Genomic DNA, 17,679 nt, shown 5'->3' on the forward strand with positions numbered 1-17,679 from the left:
TCCCGGGCGTGCCCGGCCTGCCCTCCCGGGCCGTGGGCCGGTCCGGGGGAGGGGAAGGGGGCGGCCGCCGGTCCGGCGGCCGGGGCCGGGCCGACGGGCCGAGCCGGGGCGGGGCGGGCGCCCGGGCGGCTCGCGGAGGCCCCCGCCCCCGCCGCCCCGGCCAACGCCGACCGGGGCGGCGGGCCGCGGCGGTGCTCGCCGTGGTGCTGCTGCTCGCGGCCGGCGGAGCCACCGGCTGCGGCGGGCGGCCGACCACCCATCACAAGCCCGGCACCAGCCACGAGCAGGCGTCCGGCAGCACCGGCACCCTGCTGGACGGCAAGGACGGGTCCGGCCACCGCTTCCGCGAGGTGCCGGCCGACGGGGCCCCCGAGGTCCGGCTCACCCTCCGTCCCGACCCCGAGGACGGCTGGAACCTCCAACTCGCCGTACAGAACTTCCGGTTCACCCCCGACAGCACCGGCGGCGCGGCCCTCCCGGGCGCGGGTCACGCCCATCTGGAGCTCGACGGCCGCAAACTGGCGCGGCTGTACGGGCCCTGGCACCACCTGCCGGCCGCGCAGGTGCCCCCGGGCACGCACACCCTGACCGTCCGCCTGTACGCGGACGACCACACCGCCTGGGCGGTCGCGGGCAAGCCGGTGGAGGCCACGGCGCGGCTCACCACCACCGCGGCCGGGAGCCCGCCCGCCCACGACCACGGCACCCCCGCCCCGTCCTCGGGCACGGCGACCCCGCCCCCGGTCGGTGCGCCCTCGAACGGCGCGCCTCAGGGCAGCGAGTCCCCCGGGGGCGGCGCACCGGCCGACCGGACCGTCAGCGTCTCCGTCCGCGACGGCAAGGTCAGCCCCGCCCCGGGCCGCACCGAGCTCAAGCGCGGCCAGACCGTGGCCCTGCGCGTCACCAGCGACCGCGCCGACACCCTGCACGTCCACGGCTACGACCGGGAACTCGCCCTGCCTCCCGGCCAGGAGGCCACCCTCCTCCTCACCGCCGACCGCACGGGTCTGTTCGAGGTCGAGACCCACGAATCCGGCCTGGTCCTCACCCAGCTCGTGGTCCGGTGACCCGGGTGGCGCCCCTGCCCGTCCCGCACGTCCCGCCCGGGTTGCCCACCCCGCAGGCACAGCCCGCCCGACCGGACCCGCCCGCTCTGCCCGCCCTGCCAGACCTGCCCGCCCTGCCAGACCTGCCCGCCCTGCCGGACCTGCCGGTTCGGCCGGCCGGGCCGGGTCCCGTCCGGTTCCTGGCGCACGGTGTGGGTGCCACCCACGACCTGCCGATCTCTCCCTTCTACGCGTTCGCCGGTGCCTTCACCGCCCTGTTCGTCTCCTTCCTCGCCCTCGGCCTGCTCTGGTCCACCTCCCGCTTCCGCGGCGACCGTTCCGGTCTCGCGCTCCCCGCCGCGCTCCAGCGCCTCGCCGACGCCCCGCCGACCCGGACCGCGCTGCGGGCCCTCGGCCTGGCCGCCGCGCTCTTCGTCCTGCTCCACCTCCTGTTCGGTCCCGACGCCCCGGAGCGCAATCCCGCGCCCGGCGCCGTCTACGTCCTGTTCTGGGTCGGCCTGGTCCCCGCCTCCCTCCTCCTCGGTCCCCTCTGGCGCCTGCTCAACCCCCTCCGCACCCTGCACCGCCTGCTCACCGGCGCGCTCACCGGCCTGCGCGCCCGCCTGCCCGCCGTCCCGGCGCGCCCCGGCCCCCACCGGCCCGGCCCCGCCGTCCCGCCGCTCGATCTCCCCGTGCCCGATCTCCCCGTGCCGTCCCGCCCGGTGCCGTCCCGCCCGGTGCCGTCCCGCCTCGGCACCTGGCCCGCAGCCGCCGGCCTGCTCGGCTTCACCTGGCTGGAGCTCGTCGCCCCTGACCCCGCATCGACCACCACCCTCCTGTCCGCCCTCGCCCTCTACACCACCGCCCAGCTGTTGCTCGCCGCCCGCTACGGCGAGCGCTGGTTCGAGCACGGCGACGCCTTCGAGGTGTACTCCGGCCTGCTGGCCCGGCTGTCCCCCCTCGGCCGCCGGAGCGACGGCCGCCTGGTCCTCCGTAACCCCTTCCACGGACTCGACGCGACGCCCGAGCGGCCCGGACTCGTGGCCACCGTCTGCGTCCTCCTCGGATCGACCGCATACGACGGTTTCTCCGACACCCCCTCCTGGATCAACACGGTCCAGACCTCCCCCCTCGGCCGCGTTCCCACGGCCACGCTCGGACTCCTCGGCGCCGTCACGCTCGTCGCCGCCCTCTACTGCCTGTGCGCGGCGGCCACCCGCCTGGTCTCCGGCCCGCTCCCCGGCCCCCTGACCGCCTTCGCGCACTCACTCCTGCCGATCGCCCTCGGCTATCTCGTCGCCCACTACTTCTCCCTCCTCGTGACCGAAGGACCACGCACCGTAAGCATTGCACTGGGCACTGACAACGCCCCTCCGCCCGCCCCGCCTCTGGGTCCCGGCGGCCTGGCCGCCCTCCAGGTCACCGCCGTCGTCACCGGCCACGTCCTGGGCGTGGTCGCCGCCCACGACCGCTCGGTCCGGCTGTTCCCGCCCGCCAGGGCCGTCGCGGGCCAGCTCCCGCTGCTCACGTTGATGATCGTCTACACCATCGGCGGGATCGGCCTCCTGCTGAACTGATCCACAACGAGGAGCGGCATGATGGACCCCGTGCCCGCAGTGCCTCCCGCCTCTTCCCTCCGCCGCGCCCCGGTCCAGCAGCGCAGCGCCGACCGCCTCGCCCGGATCCTCGACGCCTGCGCGGAGCTGCTCGACGAGACCGGCTACGAACACCTCAGCACCCGCGCCGTCGCCGTGCGCGCCGGCGTGCCCATCGGTTCCGTCTACCGTTTCTTCGGCAACAAGCGGGCCATGGCCGACGCCCTCGCCCACCGCAATCTCGACCGCTACGCCCAGGGCGTCTCCGACCGCCTCGCGGAGCTCCCGGCCACCGACTGGCGGCCCGTGGTGGACGCCGTGCTCGACGAGTACCTGGCGATGAAGCGGAGCGTTCCCGGGTTCGTCCTCGTGGACTTCGGGGTGCCCGCGCCGCCGGCCGAGGCCGCCGGGACCGCCGAGGGGCCCGTCACCGACCCCAACCACCTGGTCGCCGCCCGCCTCACCGAGCTCCTCCGCGCCCATCTCGGCCTGGCCGCGGACGAGGGGCTGAGCCGCGCCGTGCTGGTCGCGGTCGAGGCCACCGACGCCCTGATCCAGCTGGCCTTCCGGTCCGACCCGGCGGGTGACCAGGCCATCGTCGACGAGACCCGCGCGATGATGCAGGCCTACCTGGCCCGCGTCCTCGACTGACGCGTCCTTCCGGACGAAGGGGCCGCGGGAGCGGTGAAGGAGACCGTTCCCGCCCGCGCCCTCCCCACCCTCCCTACCGGTCGGTATGCTCGGGGCGCCCGCGCCGTCGCAGCACGCCGTCCCAGGAGGGCCCATGGCCAGCGCTCCCCGCACGCCTGAACACACCCCCACGCGGACCCCGGCCCGCACCCCCGCCCCGGTGGCCACCCGCACCGCCCTGCGCGTCTGCCCCTTCTGCGAAGCCACCTGCGGACTCGTCCTCACCCTCGACGGAACCGCCGGAACCGCCGGAACCACCGTCACCGGCGCCCGCGGCGACCGCGAGGACGTCTTCAGCCGCGGTTTCATCTGCCCCAAGGGCGCCGCCTTCGGCGCGGTGGACGCCGACCCGGACCGGCTCCGCACCCCGCTCGTCCGCCGCGCCGGACGACTCCGGGAGGCCACCTGGGAGGAGGCGTACGAGGCGATCGCCGCCGCCGTCCCGGCACTGGTCCGTACGTACGGGCCGCAGTCCGTCGGCGTGGTCCTGGGCAACCCCAACGTGCACACCATGGCCGGCGCCCTCTACCCGCCCCTGCTGCTCAAGGCCCTCGGTACCCGCAGCCTGTTCACCGCCTCCACCCTCGACCAGATGCCCAAGCACGTCTCCAGCGGGCTGCTGTTCGGCGATCCCTTCGCCATCCCCGTCCCGGACCTCGACCGCACCGACTTCCTGCTGCTGCTCGGCGCCAATCCGGTGGAGTCCAACGGCAGCCTGTGCACCGCCCCGGACTTCCGCGGCCGGCTCCGGGCGCTGCGCGCCCGCGGCGGCACCCTGGTCGTGGTCGACCCGCGCCGCACCCGCACCGCCCGGCTCGCCGACCGTCACCTCGCGCCCCGCCCCGGCAGCGACGTCCTGCTGCTCGCCGCGCTCGCGCACACGCTCCTCGCCGAGAAGCTCGCCGACCCCGGCCCGCTCACCGACCACCTCGACGGAGGCCTCGGCGCCCTCGGGGAACTCGCCGACGCACTCGCCCGTTTCACCCCCGAGGAGGTCGCCCCCGCCTGCGACCTCCCCGCCGGGGAGATCCGTACGCTCGCCCGCGAACTGGCCGCCGCCCGCACCGCGGCCGTCTACGGGCGCATGGGCAGCTGTACGGTCGAGTACGGGACGCTCGCCAGCTGGCTGGTCGACGTGCTCAACATCCTCACCGGCAACCTCGACCGGCCCGGCGGGGCCCTCTTCCCACTGTCCGCGACCGGCCCCGCGCCCCGCCCGGCCGGGCCCGGCAAGGGCTTCGCACTCGGCCGCTGGACGAGCCGTGTCTCCGGCCACCCCGAGGCCAAGGGTGAACTCCCCATGGCCGCCCTCGCCGAGGAGATCGACACCCCGGGGGAGGGACGGATCCGCGCGGTCATCGCCATCGCCACGAACCCGGTCCTCTCCGCCCCCGACGGGAGACGGCTCGACGAGGCCCTGGTCGGCCTGGACTTCATGGTCTCGGTCGATCCGTACCTCAACGAGACCTCCCGGCACGCCCATGTGGTGCTGCCTCCGCCGCCGCCCTCCCAGACCCCCCACTTCGACTTCGCCTTCAACGGCTTCGCCGTCCGCAACCAGGTCCGCTACAGCCCCGCGGCCGTCCCCCTGGACGCCGACCGGATGGCCGAATGCGAGATCCAGGCGCGCCTGGTCCTCGCGGTCTCCGGCCTGCACGGCAGCGCCGGCCCCGAGGCGGTCGACGACCTGGCCGTACGCGGCACGCTGGCGAAGGCCGTCGCCGATCCGGACTCGCCCCTGCACGGGGCCGATCCGGACCGGCTCGCCGGCCTGCTCACCGGCGGGTCCGCCCCGGAGCGCCGACTCGACCTGATGCTTCGCCTCGGGCCCTACGGAGACCGCTTCGGCACGGCCCCGGCCGACCCCGGAGGAGGCACCGGACTGAGCCTGGAGCGGCTCCTCGCCCACCCGCACGGTATCGACCTCGGGCCGCTGCGGCCCCGGCTCCCCGAACCGCTCCGCACCCGCAGCGGCGGGATCGAACTGCTGCCGGCCCCCATCGCAGCCGAACTGACCAGGGCGGAGCGGCTGCTGACGGAGCGCCCGGCCGCGCTGGTGCTCGTCGGCCGCAGGCACCTGCGGTCCAACAACAGCTGGATGCACAACGTCCCGGCCCTGACCGGCGGTTCCAACCGCTGCACCCTCCAGGTGCACCCGGCGGACGCCGCCCGGCTGGGCCTCGTGGACGGCGGCCGGGCGCGGATCAGCGCCGACGGCGGTGCGCTGGAGGTCCCGGTGGAGGTCACCGACGGCGTACGGCCCGGCGTGGTCAGCCTGCCGCACGGCTGGGGCCACGACCGGCCCGGCACCCGGCTCGCGGCCGCCTCCGCCGAACCCGGCGTCAACGTCAACCAGCTCCTCGACGGACGGCGGCTCGACCCGCTGTCCGGCACGGCCGTCCTCAACGGCTTTCCCGTAGCGCTCACACCCCTGCCCTGAGCTGGGGTTTTGCTCGTATTGCTCACGCGCTCACCCCTTGTTGGCGCATCAACGCGGTCCTTACCTTCCCTGCATGCTGACCATCCTCGGTTTCGCCATGATCGCGACCTTCCTGGTCCTGATCATGCTGAAAAAGATGTCGCCGATCGCGGCCCTCGTCCTCGTCCCCGCCCTCGCTTGCGTCGCCGTCGGAAAGGGCGCGCACCTGGGCGACTACGTCATAGAAGGCGTCGGGAAGCTCGCCCCGACCGCCGCCATGCTGATGTTCGCCATCGTCTACTTCGGCGTGATGATCGACGTCGGCCTGTTCGACCCGATCGTCCGGGGCATCCTGCGCTTCTGCAAGGCCGACCCGATGCGCGTCGTCGTCGGCACCGCGGTGCTCGCCGCGATCGTCTCCCTCGACGGCGACGGTTCCACCACCTTCATGATCACGGTTTCGGCCATGTACCCGCTGTACAAGCGGCTCGGCCTCAGCCTGGTGGTCATGACGGGCGTGGCCGCCACCGCCAACGGCGTGATGAACACCCTGCCCTGGGGCGGCCCCACCGCCCGCGCCGCCACCGCGCTCAAGCTGGACGCCGCCGACATCTTCGTCCCGATGATCCCGGCCCTGGCCGTCGGCCTGCTCTTCGTCTTCGTCCTCGCCTACGTGCTCGGTGTGCGCGAGCGGCGCCGGGTCGGCTCCCTGGTCGTGCCGGGCGGGACGGCCGAGGCCGAGGAGGTGCCGGTCGCGGTCGGCGGTACCGGGGCCGGGCAGGGCCGGGTGCGCGCGGCGGCCGGGGGTGCCGGAGCCGGGCGGGCGAAGGGCTCGGGTGGCGCGGGGGACCACCCGGCGCCCGCCCCGGAGGGCGAGGACGAAGGCTTCCGCGGCCTGGACCCGCACCGCGCCACCCTGCGTCCCCGTCTCTACTGGTTCAACGCCGGCCTCACCGCGGCCCTGCTCACCGCGATGATCATGGAGCTGCTGCCCATCCCGGTGCTGTTCCTGCTCGGCGCCGCCCTCGCGCTCACCGTCAACTTCCCGCGGATGGAGGAGCAGAAGGAGCGCATCGCCGCCCACGCCGAGAACGTCCTCAACGTGGCCGGAATGGTCTTCGCCGCCGCCGTCTTCACCGGGGTCCTCACCGGCACCGGCATGGTCAAGCACATGGCCGACTGGCTGGTCGACGCCGTCCCCGAGGGCATGGGCCCGCACATGGCCCTGGTCACCGGCCTGCTGAGCCTGCCGCTCACCTACTTCATGTCCAACGACGGCTTCTACTTCGGTGTCCTGCCGGTCCTCGCCGAGGCCGGGGCGGCGCACGGGGTCAGCCCGCTGGAGATCGCCCGCGCCTCCCTGGTCGGCCAGGCCCTGCACATGTCCAGCCCGCTGGTGCCGGCGGTCTACGTGCTCGTCGGCATGGCCAAGGTGGAATTCGGCGACCACACCCGGTTCACGGTGAAATGGGCGGCCCTCACCTCCCTGGTGGTCCTCGCCGCAGGGATGCTTTTCGGCATTATCTGAGCCCGCCGTGCAGGAAACTAGCGGCGCTAATTTGTAGGGTGTCCGGCGAGGTAGGTTCATCGCGCATCGGTCCGGGAGGAAGCCCATGAAGGCCCACGACGGCATGTACATCGGCGGGGAATGGCGGCCCGCCGCCGGCCGCGACCGGATCGAGGTCGTGAACCCGGCGGACGAGCAGGTCCTCGCCGGTGTCCCGGCCGGCAGCGCCGAGGACGTGGACGCGGCGGTAAGGGCGGCCCGCGAGGCCTTCCCCGGCTGGGCGGCCACCCCGCCCGCCGAACGCGCGGCCCGGATCGCCGCCGTACGCGACGTCCTGGTCGCGCGGAAGAAGGAGTTCGCCGAGCTGATCACCGCCGAGCTCGGCGCGCCGCTCGGCTTCTCCGAGATCGTGCACGTCGGCGCGCCGGTCGCGGTGGCCTCCTCGTTTGCCGAGATCGCCGCCGGGTACTCCTTCGAGGAGCGCCTCGGTAACTCCACCGTGCTCATGGCCCCCGTCGGTGTCGTCGGGGCCATCACCCCCTGGAACTACCCGCTGCACCAGATCGTCGCCAAGGTGGCCCCCGCTCTCGCGGCGGGCTGCACGGTCGTCCTCAAGCCCGCCGAGGACACCCCGCTGACCGCGCAGCTCTTCGCCGAGGCCGTCCACGAGGCCGGTGTCCCGGCCGGCGTGTTCAACCTGGTGACCGGCACCGGCCCGGTCGCCGGGCAGGCGCTGGCCGCCCACCCCGAGGTCGACCTGGTGTCCTTCACCGGCTCCACCGCCGTCGGCCGGCTCGTCGGCGCCACCGCCGGCGCGGCGATCAAGCGGGTCGCCCTGGAGCTGGGCGGCAAATCGGCCAATGTCATCCTTCCCGGCGCCGATCTCGCCAAGGCCGTCGCCACCGGCGTCGGCCACGTCATGAACAACTCCGGCCAGAGCTGCAACGCCCTCACCCGCATGCTGGTCCACCGCGACCAGTACGAGGAGGCCGTGGCCCTGGCCGCCGAGGCGGTCGCCCGCTACCCCGTCGGCGACCCGCGCGAGGACGGGACCCGGCTCGGCCCGGTGATCAACGCCAAACAGCGGGACCGGGTCCGCGGCTACATCGGCAAGGGCGTCGAGGAGGGTGCCCGCCTCGTCGCCGGCGGTCCCGACGCGCCGTACGACCGGGGCTACTTCGTCACGCCCACCGTCTTCGCCGATGTCACCCCCGAGATGGCCATCGCGCAGGAAGAGATCTTCGGCCCCGTCCTCTCCATCCTGCGCTACGAGGACGAGGAGGACGCCCTCCGGATCGCCAACGGCACCGTCTACGGCCTCGGCGGAGCGGTCTGGGCGGCCGACGAGGAGACCGCCGTCGCCTTCGCCCGCCGGATGGACACCGGGCAGGTGGACATCAACGGCGGCCGGTTCAACCCCCTCGCCCCCTTCGGCGGCTTCAAGCAGTCGGGCGTGGGCCGCGAACTCGGACCGCACGGCCTGGCCGAGTACCTCCAGACCAAGTCCCTGCAGTTCTGACCGCCTGCACCCCCGCGCCACCCACCCCGCCCCGCCCCTGCCCCCGCCGCACCCACCCACGCAGACGGAGAAGATCGCCACCATGGTCCGCGCCGCCATCCTGCCCGCCGTCGGAGCCCCGCTGGAGATACGTGAGATCGTCCTGCCCGAGCCCGGCCCCGGCCAGGTCCGGGTCCGGCTCGCCGCCGCCGGGGTCTGCCACTCCGACCTCTCCCTCACCAACGGCACCATGAGGGTCCCGGTGCCCGCGGTCCTCGGACACGAGGGCGCGGGCACCGTCGTGTCCGTCGGCGAGGGCGTCACCCATGTCGCCCCCGGCGACGGGGTCGTCCTCAACTGGGCGCCGTCCTGCGGCCGCTGCCACCACTGCGGCATCGGCGAGGTCTGGCTCTGCGCCAACGCGCTCACCGGGGTCGGCGCGGTCTACGCCCACGACGACCGCGGCACCGAGCTCCACCCCGGGCTCAACGTCGCGGCCTTCGCCGAGGAGACCGTCGTCGCCGCCAACTGCGTGCTGCCCGCCCCGGCCGGCATCCCGCTCGCCGAGGCCGCCCTGCTCGGCTGCGCCGTGCTCACCGGCTACGGCGCCGTCCACCACAGCGCACAGGTGCGCCCGGGGGAGTCGGTGGCCGTGTTCGGCGTGGGCGGTGTCGGCCTCGCCGCGCTCCAGGGCGCCCGGATGGCCGGGGCGGGCCCGCTGATCGCGGTGGACGTCTCCCAGGCCAAGGAGGAGCTGGCCCGAGCGGCCGGCGCCACCGAGTTCGTCCTCGCCTCCGGGACCACCGCCAAGGAGATCCGCGCCCTGACCGGCGGGCAGGGCGCGGACGTGGCCGTCGAATGCGTCGGCCGGGCCGAGACGATACGGACCGCATGGGAGTCCACCCGGCGCGGCGGCCGCACCACCGTCGTCGGCATCGGCGGCAAGGAGCAGCAGGTCGCCTTCCACGCGCTGGAGATCTTCCACTTCGCCCGCACCCTCACCGGCTGCGTCTACGGCAACAGCGACCCCGCCCGCGATCTCCCGGTCCTCGCCAGACACGTCCTCGCCGGACGCCTCGACCTGGCCGGCCTGGTCACCGACCGGATCGGCCTGGAGGGCATCCCGGCGGCCTTCGAGGCGATGCTGGCGGGCAAGGGGGGCCGGTCCCTGGTGGTCTTCTAGCCCGGCTTCCCGTCTCGTCCCCCCTCCCGCCCGGGCCGGCGGCCCGGCTCAGACCGAGCGCGCCGCCGCCCGGATGACGTCCAGCACCGCAGCCGGCTGGGACAGCATGGGGACGTGGGCGGAGGCCACCTCCACCACGGTCGCTCCCATGCGCTCGGCCGCGAACCGCTGGAGTTCCGGGTTGACGGCGTGGTCCTGGGTGGTGACGAGGAACCAGCTGGGCTTCGACTTCCAGGCAGGCTCCTCGAACGTGGACCCCAGTACCTCGGCGCGCGCGGAGACCTGGGTCGCCCACACGAGCCGCTGCTCCTCCTCGGGCAGGTCCCCGCAGAAGTCGGAGATGCCGTCCCGGGAGATCCAGATGCGCCCGTCCTCCGTGTCCAGGTGGGAGAAGAGCGGCGGAGTGTCGAACCGGCCAATCAGCTCCTGGGGCGTCTCGCCGCCGTCGGGGCCCAGCGCCCCGATGTACACGAGTCCGGCGACGCGCTCGTCGGTGCCGGCGGCGGTGATGACGACACCGCCCCAGGAGTGTCCGACGAGGATGGCCGGGCGGCTGACCCGGGCAAGCGCGCGGTGCACCGCCTCGACGTCACCCTCCAGGGAGTCCAGGCTGTTCTGCGCGGACACCACCTCGTACCCCTCGCGCTGGAGTACGAGGATCAGCTTGCTGTAACAGGAACCGTCGGCCCACAGTCCGTGGGCGAAGACGATGCTGGGCTTGCTCGGCGCCATCGCGCGTTCCTCCGGGGGTTGGTCGGACCGGGGCCTGCACAGGGCGGACCGAGGTCCTGGTGGAGCGGACCGGGGTCCGCGGGGCGTCACCCGCCCTCGAGAAGTCGACATCCGAAGACCCCGGCAGGCATCCCGGGTGGTCCGAACGGACGGCGTCCGGCCGGGGTGCGTGCCCGGGCGGGGTGCTCTAGCGTCGGAAGGGCGAGGGTGACCGATGCGCCGAGCCGGTCGCCCCTCGGACGGCCTGCTCCGCGCCGCTCCCGCCGCCCCCGCCGAGGTCCGGCGTACTCGCCGATCCGTGACCCAGCGAGAGAGACAGGTGCATCCGCATGCGTTCGTCGGCTCGTATCCCCAGCATCCTCGCCGGCCTGGCCCTCGCCGTCGGCGGCGTCGTCTTCACCGGTCCGGCCGCCCAGGCGAACAGCCAGCAATGCGAACAGGCCGTCGCGCAGAGCGGCACGCAGGTCTCGGACGCCGTCCGGCAGGCGTGTTACCAGGGCCAGATCGGCAACCAGACCAGCTGCAGCGCCAGCCTCACCGCGGCCGGCATCTCCAACGACGTCGCGGCCAAGGCCTGCCGGGTGGCCCCGAAGTAACGGCGGCAACGCACCCCGGTCCCCCGACGGGGACGCGCCGCCGGCTCACCGGCCGGCCGCCCCGGCGAGCCGCCCGGCGATCCCGGCGGCCTCCCCGGTGGTGTCGGCGGAGGTGGACAGGCAGACCGCCACCGCCAGTGGGCGGCCGCCACGTCCCGAGCCGGACGCCAGGGCCCAGGTGACCGAGGCGGAGGGCACCCAGGCGCTCACCGAGTCGCCGACGGCGGACCGCAGCTCGTCTGCGGTGTGCTGGGATACGGCGCGATGGGCGGGCGAGGGCGCGTCGGGTCCGGCCGCCATCCTGGGGTGGATCCGGGTGCCGCCGTTGCCGATCGCGGCCATCACCATCGCCATGTGCACGGGGGTGGCCTTGGTGTCGAACAGGCCGTTGGCCGTGAGCGCGAGCTGCGCCGGATTCCCGGGCTTCGCGGGCCAGGTGCTCTCGAAGGTCCGCAACGGCGTGTCCATCGTGTCCCAGTTGAAGCCGAACTCCCGGGCCGTGGCCGCCAGGGCCTCCCCACCCAGGTCGGCCGCCAGACGGGCGAAGACGTTCGAGCAGGCGTGGCGGAGGGCCACCCGCAGGCTGGCGTTGGTGCAGTGGGCGGGATCCCCGGCGAGCTGCGCCGTGCTGTCGGGGACGGCGTACAGGGCCGGGCTGTTCGTCGGAGTGTCCACGGACGCGAGCAGCCCCTTCTCCAGGGCGGTGGCCGCGACGACGACATGGGCGGCGGAGCCGATGTTCTCCACGTTGCGCAGGGCCCGGTTGAGGAGTGGCTTGTCGGGGTCTTCGAGGAGCTGCTTGCGCGCCTTCTCGTCGGCCGTCATGTATCCGCTGAAGGTGCCGGGGTCGTACGCGGGGGTGCTCACCAGGGCGACGATCTCGCCGGTGCGCGCGTCGAGGGCGATCGCGGCGCCCTTGCGCCCGCGCAGCGCGTCGAAGGCGGCGCGCTGGAGCGCCGGGTCGATGGTGGTCGCCACGTCCTTGCCCGCGTCGATGTCCTCCTGGCGGAGGCCTTCGAGCCCTGAGGTCGCGAAGGCCATCGAGCGGTAGCCCGTGACGGACGAGTACAGCTCCCCGTCCGTGTAAGTGCGCCGCCACGGGACCTTGGCGTGCCCCGAAACCTCCGAACCGGTGACGGGGCGACCGGCCACCAGGATGTCGCCCAGCGCCCCCTTGGGCTTCGGCGCAGCCGGCCTCGCCGCCGCGGTGCCGGCCGCGGCGGGCGAGGACGGCTTCGCCCCGTCCGAGCCGGGTTGCTCCGCGGAGCAACCCGTCAGACCGGCGGACAACAGGCCCACCAGCGTGGCGACTACGGCGGTGCAGTGGCGCGATGACAGTGGCATGCGCTCATCCTAGGAACAAGATCACACCTGTCGTTCGTCGTGGCGTGCCACGGCCTCGTACTGCACCGCCAGTCCGTCCAGAAGTGCCGTCAGGCCGGTCTCGAACGCGCCCTCGTCCACCTCGCGCCGCCGCTCCGCCAGCAGGTGCGCCTGCCCGAGGTGCGGGTAGTCCGCCGGGTCGTAGGCCTTCTCGTCGTCGACGAAGCCGCCGGCGAACGAGCCCACCGCCGAGCCCAGGATGAAGTAGCGCATCAGCGCGCCGATCCGGGTCGCCTGGGCGGGCGGCCAGCCCGCCGCCGTCATCGCCCCGAAGACCGCGTCGGCGACCCGCAGTCCGGCCGGCCGCCGCCCCGGCCCGCGGGCCAGCACCGGCACGATGTTCGGGTGATCGGCGAGCGCCGCCCGGTAGGAGAGGGCCCAGTCGTGCAGTGCGGTGCGCCAGTCCCGGCCGTCCGGCTGCTCGAACACCGACAGGTCCACCCGTGCGCTGACCGCGTCCGCGACCGCGTCCAGGATCTCGTCCTTGGTGCGGAAGTGGTTGTAGAGGGAAGGGCCGCTGACCCCGAGTGCGGCCGCCAGCCGGCGCGTCGACACGGCCTCCAGGCCCTCCGCGTCCACCAGCGCCCCGGCCGTCTCGACGATGCGGTCTCTGCTCAGGAGGGGCTTGCGCGGTCTGGCCATGCGCCACATAGTAGGCCCCGCGTGCCAAAAACTACCGCTGCTAATTAAATGCCCGGCGGGGCGAGGGGTGTGGTGTCCGTGAACCTGGAGCTCTCCGCGGAACAGGCTGCCGTCCGGCGGCTCGCCCGCGACTTCACCGACCGCGAGATCGTCCCGTACGCCGCCGACTGGGACCGCGCCGAGAGCGTCGACCGGGCCATCGTGAAGAAGCTCGGCGACCTGGGTTTCCTGGGCCTCACCGTCCCCGAGGAGTACGGCGGCTCGGGCGGCGACCACCTCGCGTACGCCCTGGTGACCGAGGAGCTGGGCCGCGGTGACTCGTCCGTGCGCGGCATCGTCTCGGTCTCGCTGGGCCTGGTCGCGAAGACCATCGCCGCGTGGGGGACCGAGGAGCAGAAGCGGGAGTGGCTGCCCCGCCTTTGCTCCGGCGGGTCCCTGGGCTGCTTCGGCCTCACCGAACCCGGCACCGGCTCCGACGCGGGCAGCCTCACCACCCGGGCGGTGCGCTCGGGCTCGGGCTCGGGCTCGGGTTCGGACGGCGGTACGTACGTGCTGAACGGCAGCAAGATGTTCATCACCAACGGCACCTGGGCCGACGTGGTCCTGCTGTTCGCCCGGACCGGCGAGGAGCCGGGCCACCGCGGGATATCCGCCTTCCTCGTGCCCGCCGACAGCCCCGGCCTGATCCGGCGCGAGGTCCGCGGCAAGCTCGGCCTGCGCGGCCAGGCCACCGCCGAACTGGTGCTGGAGGACGTCCGGGTGCCCGCCTCGGCCATGCTCGGCCCCCGGGGCAAGGGCTTCTCGGTGGCGATGTCCGCCCTCGCCAAGGGCCGGATGTCGGTGGCGGCCGGCTGCGTCGGGATCGCCCAGGCGGCCTTGGACGCGGCCGTGTCGTACGCCGCCGGGCGCGAGCAGTTCGGCAAGCCGATCGCCGGCCACCAACTGGTGCAGGAGCTGATCGCGGACATCTCGGTGGACGTGGACGCGGCCCGGCTGCTCACCTGGCGGGTCGCCGACCTGATCGACCGCGGGCAGCCCTTCGCCACCGAGTCGGCCACCGCCAAGCTCTTCGCCTCCGAGGCGGCGGTCCGGGCGGCGAGCAACGCGCTTCAGGTGCACGGCGGTTACGGGTACGTGGACGAATACCCGGCGGGCAAACTGCTGCGCGACGCCCGCGTGATGACCCTCTACGAGGGCACCAGCCAGATCCAGAAACTCCTCATCGGCCGTGCCCGCACGGGGGTTTCGGCCTTCTGAGGGCCGATGGCCGCACCCGACGGCCGCACCCGCCGGCGGCCTCCGGGTCTGAGTACGCGGCTGAGTACGCGTACGGATTCCCGACGGGCGGTGCCGGCGGGAAGCTGGGCCCATGAACGAGACACCGGTCAAGCAGCAGAACACGGGGGCGTACTACGGCCAGGCCATCGCCTCCTTCGGCGTGGCCATCAGCGCGGTGGCCCTCGGGATCTACAACCTGGAGGCCGATGCCTGGGTCCGGGCCTTCCTCGGCATCTCCGTCCTCTACCTCACCACCTCGGCGTTCACCCTGGCCAAGGTGGTCCGGGACCGGCAGGAGGCGGACCAGATCGTCAGCCGGGTGGACCAGGCCCGGATGGAGAAGATCATGACGGACTACGACCCGTACCGGCCGAAGGCGCCGAACGCGGGGGGCGAGCCGCGCCGAGCGGGCTAAGCGCTTGCTCAGCCTCCGGTAAGGTGTGCACTCCCCGAGGCGGAGAGGTGAGCGAGCGATGGTCAGCGCGGAGGAGGCCGGCGGCAGCGGCGGCGGGTACGTGCCGTGGTCGGAGGTCGTCCCCGACGCGGCGCGCCGGCTGCTGATCGCGGCCGTGGACGCCTTCGCGGAACGCGGGTACCACGCCACCACCACGCGCGACATCGCGCAGCGCGCCGGGATGAGCCCGGCCGCGCTCTACATCCACTACAAGACCAAGGAGGAGCTCCTCCACCGGATCAGCCGGATCGGCCACGACAAGGCCCTGGAGATCCTCTCGACCGCCGCCGAGGGCCCGGGGAACGCGGCCGCCCGGCTCGATGCGGCCGTGCGGTCCTTCGTGCGCTGGCACGCCGCGCACCACACCACCGCGCGGGTGGTCCAGTACGAGCTCGACGCCCTCGGTCCGGAGCACCGCTCCGAGATCGTGGCGCTGCGCCGTGAGAGCGACGCGGCGGTCCGCCGGATCCTCGCCGAAGGGGTGGAGGCCGGCGAGTTCGACGTACCCGACGTGCCCGGCACCACGCTGGCCGTGCTCTCGCTCTGCATCGATGTGGCCCGCTGGTTCAACACCGCGGGGAACCGGACGCCCGACGAGGTCGGCGCGCTCTACGCCGACCTCGTGCTGCGGATGGTGGGCGCTCGGCAGGCGTAGCGCGCCGGGCCGCGGAATCGGGGTGGGGCGGGCCTCAGAAGTAGTAGCGGGAGACCGTCTCCGCCACGCACACCGGCTTCTCGCCGCCCTCGCGCTCGACCGTGACGGTCGCTGCGACCTGGACCCCGCCGCCGGCCTCGGTCACCGAGGTGATCACCGCGGTCGCGCGCAGCCGCGAACCGACCGGAACCGTGGCGGGGAAACGGACCTTGTCCACGCCGTAGTTGATACCCATCCGCATGCCTTCGACCCGCATGATCTGCGGCACCAGGCTGGGCAGCAGCGAGAGGGTCAGATAGCCGTGCGCGATGGTCGAGCCGAAGGGGCCGGTGGCGGCGCGCTCGGGGTCCACGTGGATCCACTGGTGGTCGCCCGTAGCGTCGGCGAAGAGGTCGATCCGCTTCTGGTCGACCTCCAGCCAGTCGCTGGGGCCGAGCGGTTCGCCGGTCCCGGCCCGCAGCTCGTCCGCGGACGTGAAGATCTTCGGCTGGGCCATGGGTCTCCCTCTGGGCCGTCAGGGGCATCGGAACAAGCGCTTGCTCAGCATGGTAGGGCGCCATGTATCTGTCAACGGAACGAGGAGCAGACGAGGAGCAGACGGGGAGCCGACCGACAGCCGACCGGGTTCCCGACCGGGACCCGACCGGGACCCGACCGGGACCCGACCGGACCCGACCGGGACCCGACCAGGGTCCGACCGGGGTCCGACTACCCTCGGCAGGGTGCCGCAGATTCCCGAGAAGGTCCACGAACTCACCGTCGGTCAGCTGTCCGCGCGCAGCGGCGCGACGGTCTCCGCGCTCCACTTCTACGAGTCGAAGGGGCTGATCAGCAGCCGCCGCACCTCGGGCAACCAGCGGCGCTTCACCCGTGACGCGCTGCGCCGGGTGGCGTTCGTACGCGCCGCCCAGCGGGTGGGCATGCCGCTGGACGCGATCCGTGAGGCCCTCGCGGAGCTCCCGGAGGAGCGGACCCCGACCCGTGAGGACTGGGCGCGGCTGTCGGAACTGTGGCGCGCCGAACTCGACGCCAGGCTGGAACGTCTGACCCGGCTGCGGGACCAGCTGTCCGACTGCATCGGCTGCGGCTGCCTGTCCCTGAAGTCCTGCGCCCTGTCGAACCCCGACGACGCCATCGGCGCCAGGATCACGGGCTCCCGCCTCTAGCGTCCCGCCCGCGCGGGTTCGTCGGTATCGATCGCGGTCAGGGCCGCCGTGACCAGGGCGGCGTTGGACGGAGCCGGGCGGCCGTCCGGGAGGTGGAGGACGTCCCCGATACCCGTGCGCCGCCCCGCACCCAGTCGTGCGGCCAGCCGCAGGGCAGGCCAGGCGGCCTCGTCGCGCCCGTACAGCACCACCTCCAAAGTGCCGTCCCCGCGCCGTGGCTCCGGGGCCGTGGTCCCGAGGGCGCCGAGCAGCCGGGCGAGCGGCACCACCGTCTCCGACCAGGGCAGTGGCACGGCCAGCCGGTTCGGCGTGTCGGTGCCCGGGAGCGCCACCAGCAGACGGGCCAGGGGAAGGGCCGCCGGCGGTTCACCCTCCAGGGAGCCCGCCGGCGTGGGGGAGTGGTCCGCCGGGGCAGCCCGCAGGAGGCCGTCCACCGACACGCCCCGGCCCGCGAGCTCCCTCGCCAGGTCCACCGCGCCCGGCTCCGAGAGGTCGACCACCGCACGGTCCGGGAGGACCTCCCAGGCGGCGATCCGGGCCTGTCGCCAGGCCGGGTCCGGTTCCGCCGCCACCGTCGCACATACCGCCAACGGCACCGGGACCGCCGCCCGCAGTGCGGTGAGCACCGGCCCGACCACCCGCGGCGAGAGGGACTCCCGCCCGCACGGCGTCCGCGGGTGCGCCAGCACCTCGGTGGCACCCGCCGCGACCGCCCCGACCGCCGCCGCGACCAGCGCATCCGGCGATATCGGCACCGCCGCGCCCTCCGCCGCCGTACGCGAACCGTTCAGCGTGACCTGGAGCAGCGGCACCGCATGACCCCCCCACCGCACGA

Annotated in this window: 17 protein-coding genes; 12 read left to right on the plus strand and 5 right to left on the minus strand. The window is 74.0% G+C overall.

The features are described from left to right. The first annotated feature begins 191 nt into the window (after nucleotides 1-191). From AC067U_RS25015 to AC067U_RS25045, 7 genes are all read left to right on the plus strand, one after another. Entirely contained in the window at nucleotides 192-1,067 is an 876-nt protein-coding gene (locus tag AC067U_RS25015; protein ID WP_478832159.1) for a cupredoxin domain-containing protein, read from the plus strand. A 140-nt stretch (nucleotides 1,068-1,207) separates the two neighbouring features. Further along, nucleotides 1,208-2,623: a hypothetical protein gene (locus AC067U_RS25020; protein ID WP_478832160.1), complete on the plus strand. Its 1,416-nt coding sequence runs from the start codon at nucleotides 1,208-1,210 to the stop codon at nucleotides 2,621-2,623. 21 nt (nucleotides 2,624-2,644) lie between these two features. Continuing rightward, on the plus strand, nucleotides 2,645-3,292 hold the full coding sequence (locus AC067U_RS25025) for a TetR/AcrR family transcriptional regulator (RefSeq protein ID WP_478832161.1): 648 nt from the start codon (nucleotides 2,645-2,647) through the stop codon (nucleotides 3,290-3,292). Between the two features lie 133 nt (nucleotides 3,293-3,425). Continuing rightward, the gene (locus AC067U_RS25030; protein WP_478831992.1) at nucleotides 3,426-5,771 is read left to right on the plus strand and encodes a molybdopterin oxidoreductase family protein; all 2,346 of its coding nucleotides are present in this window, start codon (nucleotides 3,426-3,428) and stop codon (nucleotides 5,769-5,771) included. Between the two features lie 73 nt (nucleotides 5,772-5,844). Then, nucleotides 5,845-7,278, plus strand: a complete 1,434-nt coding sequence (locus tag AC067U_RS25035; RefSeq protein WP_478831993.1) for a CitMHS family transporter — start codon at nucleotides 5,845-5,847, stop codon at nucleotides 7,276-7,278. An 85-nt stretch (nucleotides 7,279-7,363) separates the two neighbouring features. Then, nucleotides 7,364-8,776 (plus strand): aldehyde dehydrogenase family protein, encoded by a 1,413-nt coding sequence (locus tag AC067U_RS25040; protein WP_478831994.1) that lies wholly within the window; start codon nucleotides 7,364-7,366, stop codon nucleotides 8,774-8,776. An 82-nt stretch (nucleotides 8,777-8,858) separates the two neighbouring features. Further along, nucleotides 8,859-9,938 carry a Zn-dependent alcohol dehydrogenase gene (locus tag AC067U_RS25045; protein ID WP_478831995.1) on the plus strand — a complete coding sequence of 360 codons (1,080 nt, stop codon included), beginning with the start codon at nucleotides 8,859-8,861 and terminating at the stop codon, nucleotides 9,936-9,938. A gap of 48 nt (nucleotides 9,939-9,986) precedes the next feature. On the opposite strand, the gene AC067U_RS25050 is transcribed toward AC067U_RS25045, so the two are convergent. After that, entirely contained in the window at nucleotides 9,987-10,670 is a 684-nt protein-coding gene (locus AC067U_RS25050) for an alpha/beta fold hydrolase (protein ID WP_478831996.1), read from the minus strand. Between the two features lie 329 nt (nucleotides 10,671-10,999). Between AC067U_RS25050 and AC067U_RS25055 the strand changes: the two genes are divergently transcribed. Next, entirely contained in the window at nucleotides 11,000-11,266 is a 267-nt protein-coding gene (locus AC067U_RS25055) for a hypothetical protein (protein ID WP_478831997.1), read from the plus strand. Between the two features lie 45 nt (nucleotides 11,267-11,311). Here the strand turns inward: AC067U_RS25055 and AC067U_RS25060 are convergent, their stop codons facing one another. Both AC067U_RS25060 and AC067U_RS25065 read right to left on the minus strand, forming a co-directional pair. Next, the gene (locus AC067U_RS25060; RefSeq protein ID WP_478831998.1) at nucleotides 11,312-12,610 is read right to left on the minus strand and encodes a penicillin-binding transpeptidase domain-containing protein; all 1,299 of its coding nucleotides are present in this window, start codon (nucleotides 12,608-12,610) and stop codon (nucleotides 11,312-11,314) included. Nucleotides 12,611-12,631: 21 nt separating this feature from the next. Next, nucleotides 12,632-13,291, minus strand: coding sequence for a TetR/AcrR family transcriptional regulator (locus tag AC067U_RS25065; protein WP_478831999.1), 660 nt, complete (start codon nucleotides 13,289-13,291; stop codon nucleotides 12,632-12,634). Between the two features lie 78 nt (nucleotides 13,292-13,369). Here AC067U_RS25065 and AC067U_RS25070 point away from each other — a divergent pair, with 78 nt between their 5' ends. The 3 genes from AC067U_RS25070 (at nucleotide 13,370) to AC067U_RS25080 (ending at nucleotide 15,678) form a co-directional block, all read left to right on the plus strand. Next, the gene (locus AC067U_RS25070; protein ID WP_478832000.1) at nucleotides 13,370-14,548 is read left to right on the plus strand and encodes an acyl-CoA dehydrogenase family protein; all 1,179 of its coding nucleotides are present in this window, start codon (nucleotides 13,370-13,372) and stop codon (nucleotides 14,546-14,548) included. 112 nt (nucleotides 14,549-14,660) lie between these two features. Next, on the plus strand, nucleotides 14,661-14,984 hold the full coding sequence (locus AC067U_RS25075) for a YiaA/YiaB family inner membrane protein (protein ID WP_478832001.1): 324 nt from the start codon (nucleotides 14,661-14,663) through the stop codon (nucleotides 14,982-14,984). A 58-nt stretch (nucleotides 14,985-15,042) separates the two neighbouring features. After that, a complete protein-coding gene (locus tag AC067U_RS25080) occupies nucleotides 15,043-15,678 on the plus strand; it encodes a TetR/AcrR family transcriptional regulator (RefSeq protein WP_478832002.1) in 636 nt (211 codons plus the stop codon). Between the two features lie 34 nt (nucleotides 15,679-15,712). Here AC067U_RS25080 and AC067U_RS25085 read toward each other — a convergent pair whose 3' ends face one another. Continuing rightward, nucleotides 15,713-16,174, minus strand: coding sequence for a MaoC family dehydratase (locus AC067U_RS25085; RefSeq protein WP_478832003.1), 462 nt, complete (start codon nucleotides 16,172-16,174; stop codon nucleotides 15,713-15,715). Between the two features lie 226 nt (nucleotides 16,175-16,400). Here AC067U_RS25085 and soxR point away from each other — a divergent pair, with 226 nt between their 5' ends. Continuing rightward, nucleotides 16,401-16,844, plus strand: coding sequence for a redox-sensitive transcriptional activator SoxR (gene soxR, locus AC067U_RS25090; RefSeq protein ID WP_478832004.1), 444 nt, complete (start codon nucleotides 16,401-16,403; stop codon nucleotides 16,842-16,844). On the opposite strand, the gene AC067U_RS25095 is transcribed toward soxR, so the two are convergent. Beyond that, the gene (locus AC067U_RS25095) at nucleotides 16,841-17,656 is read right to left on the minus strand and encodes a 3-keto-5-aminohexanoate cleavage protein (RefSeq protein WP_478832005.1); all 816 of its coding nucleotides are present in this window, start codon (nucleotides 17,654-17,656) and stop codon (nucleotides 16,841-16,843) included. The two genes, soxR and AC067U_RS25095, sit on opposite strands and share 4 nt — an antisense overlap. Nucleotides 17,657-17,679: the final 23 nt, after the last annotated feature.

It is taken from the genome of Streptomyces sp. NPDC043853 (genome assembly GCF_056436025.1).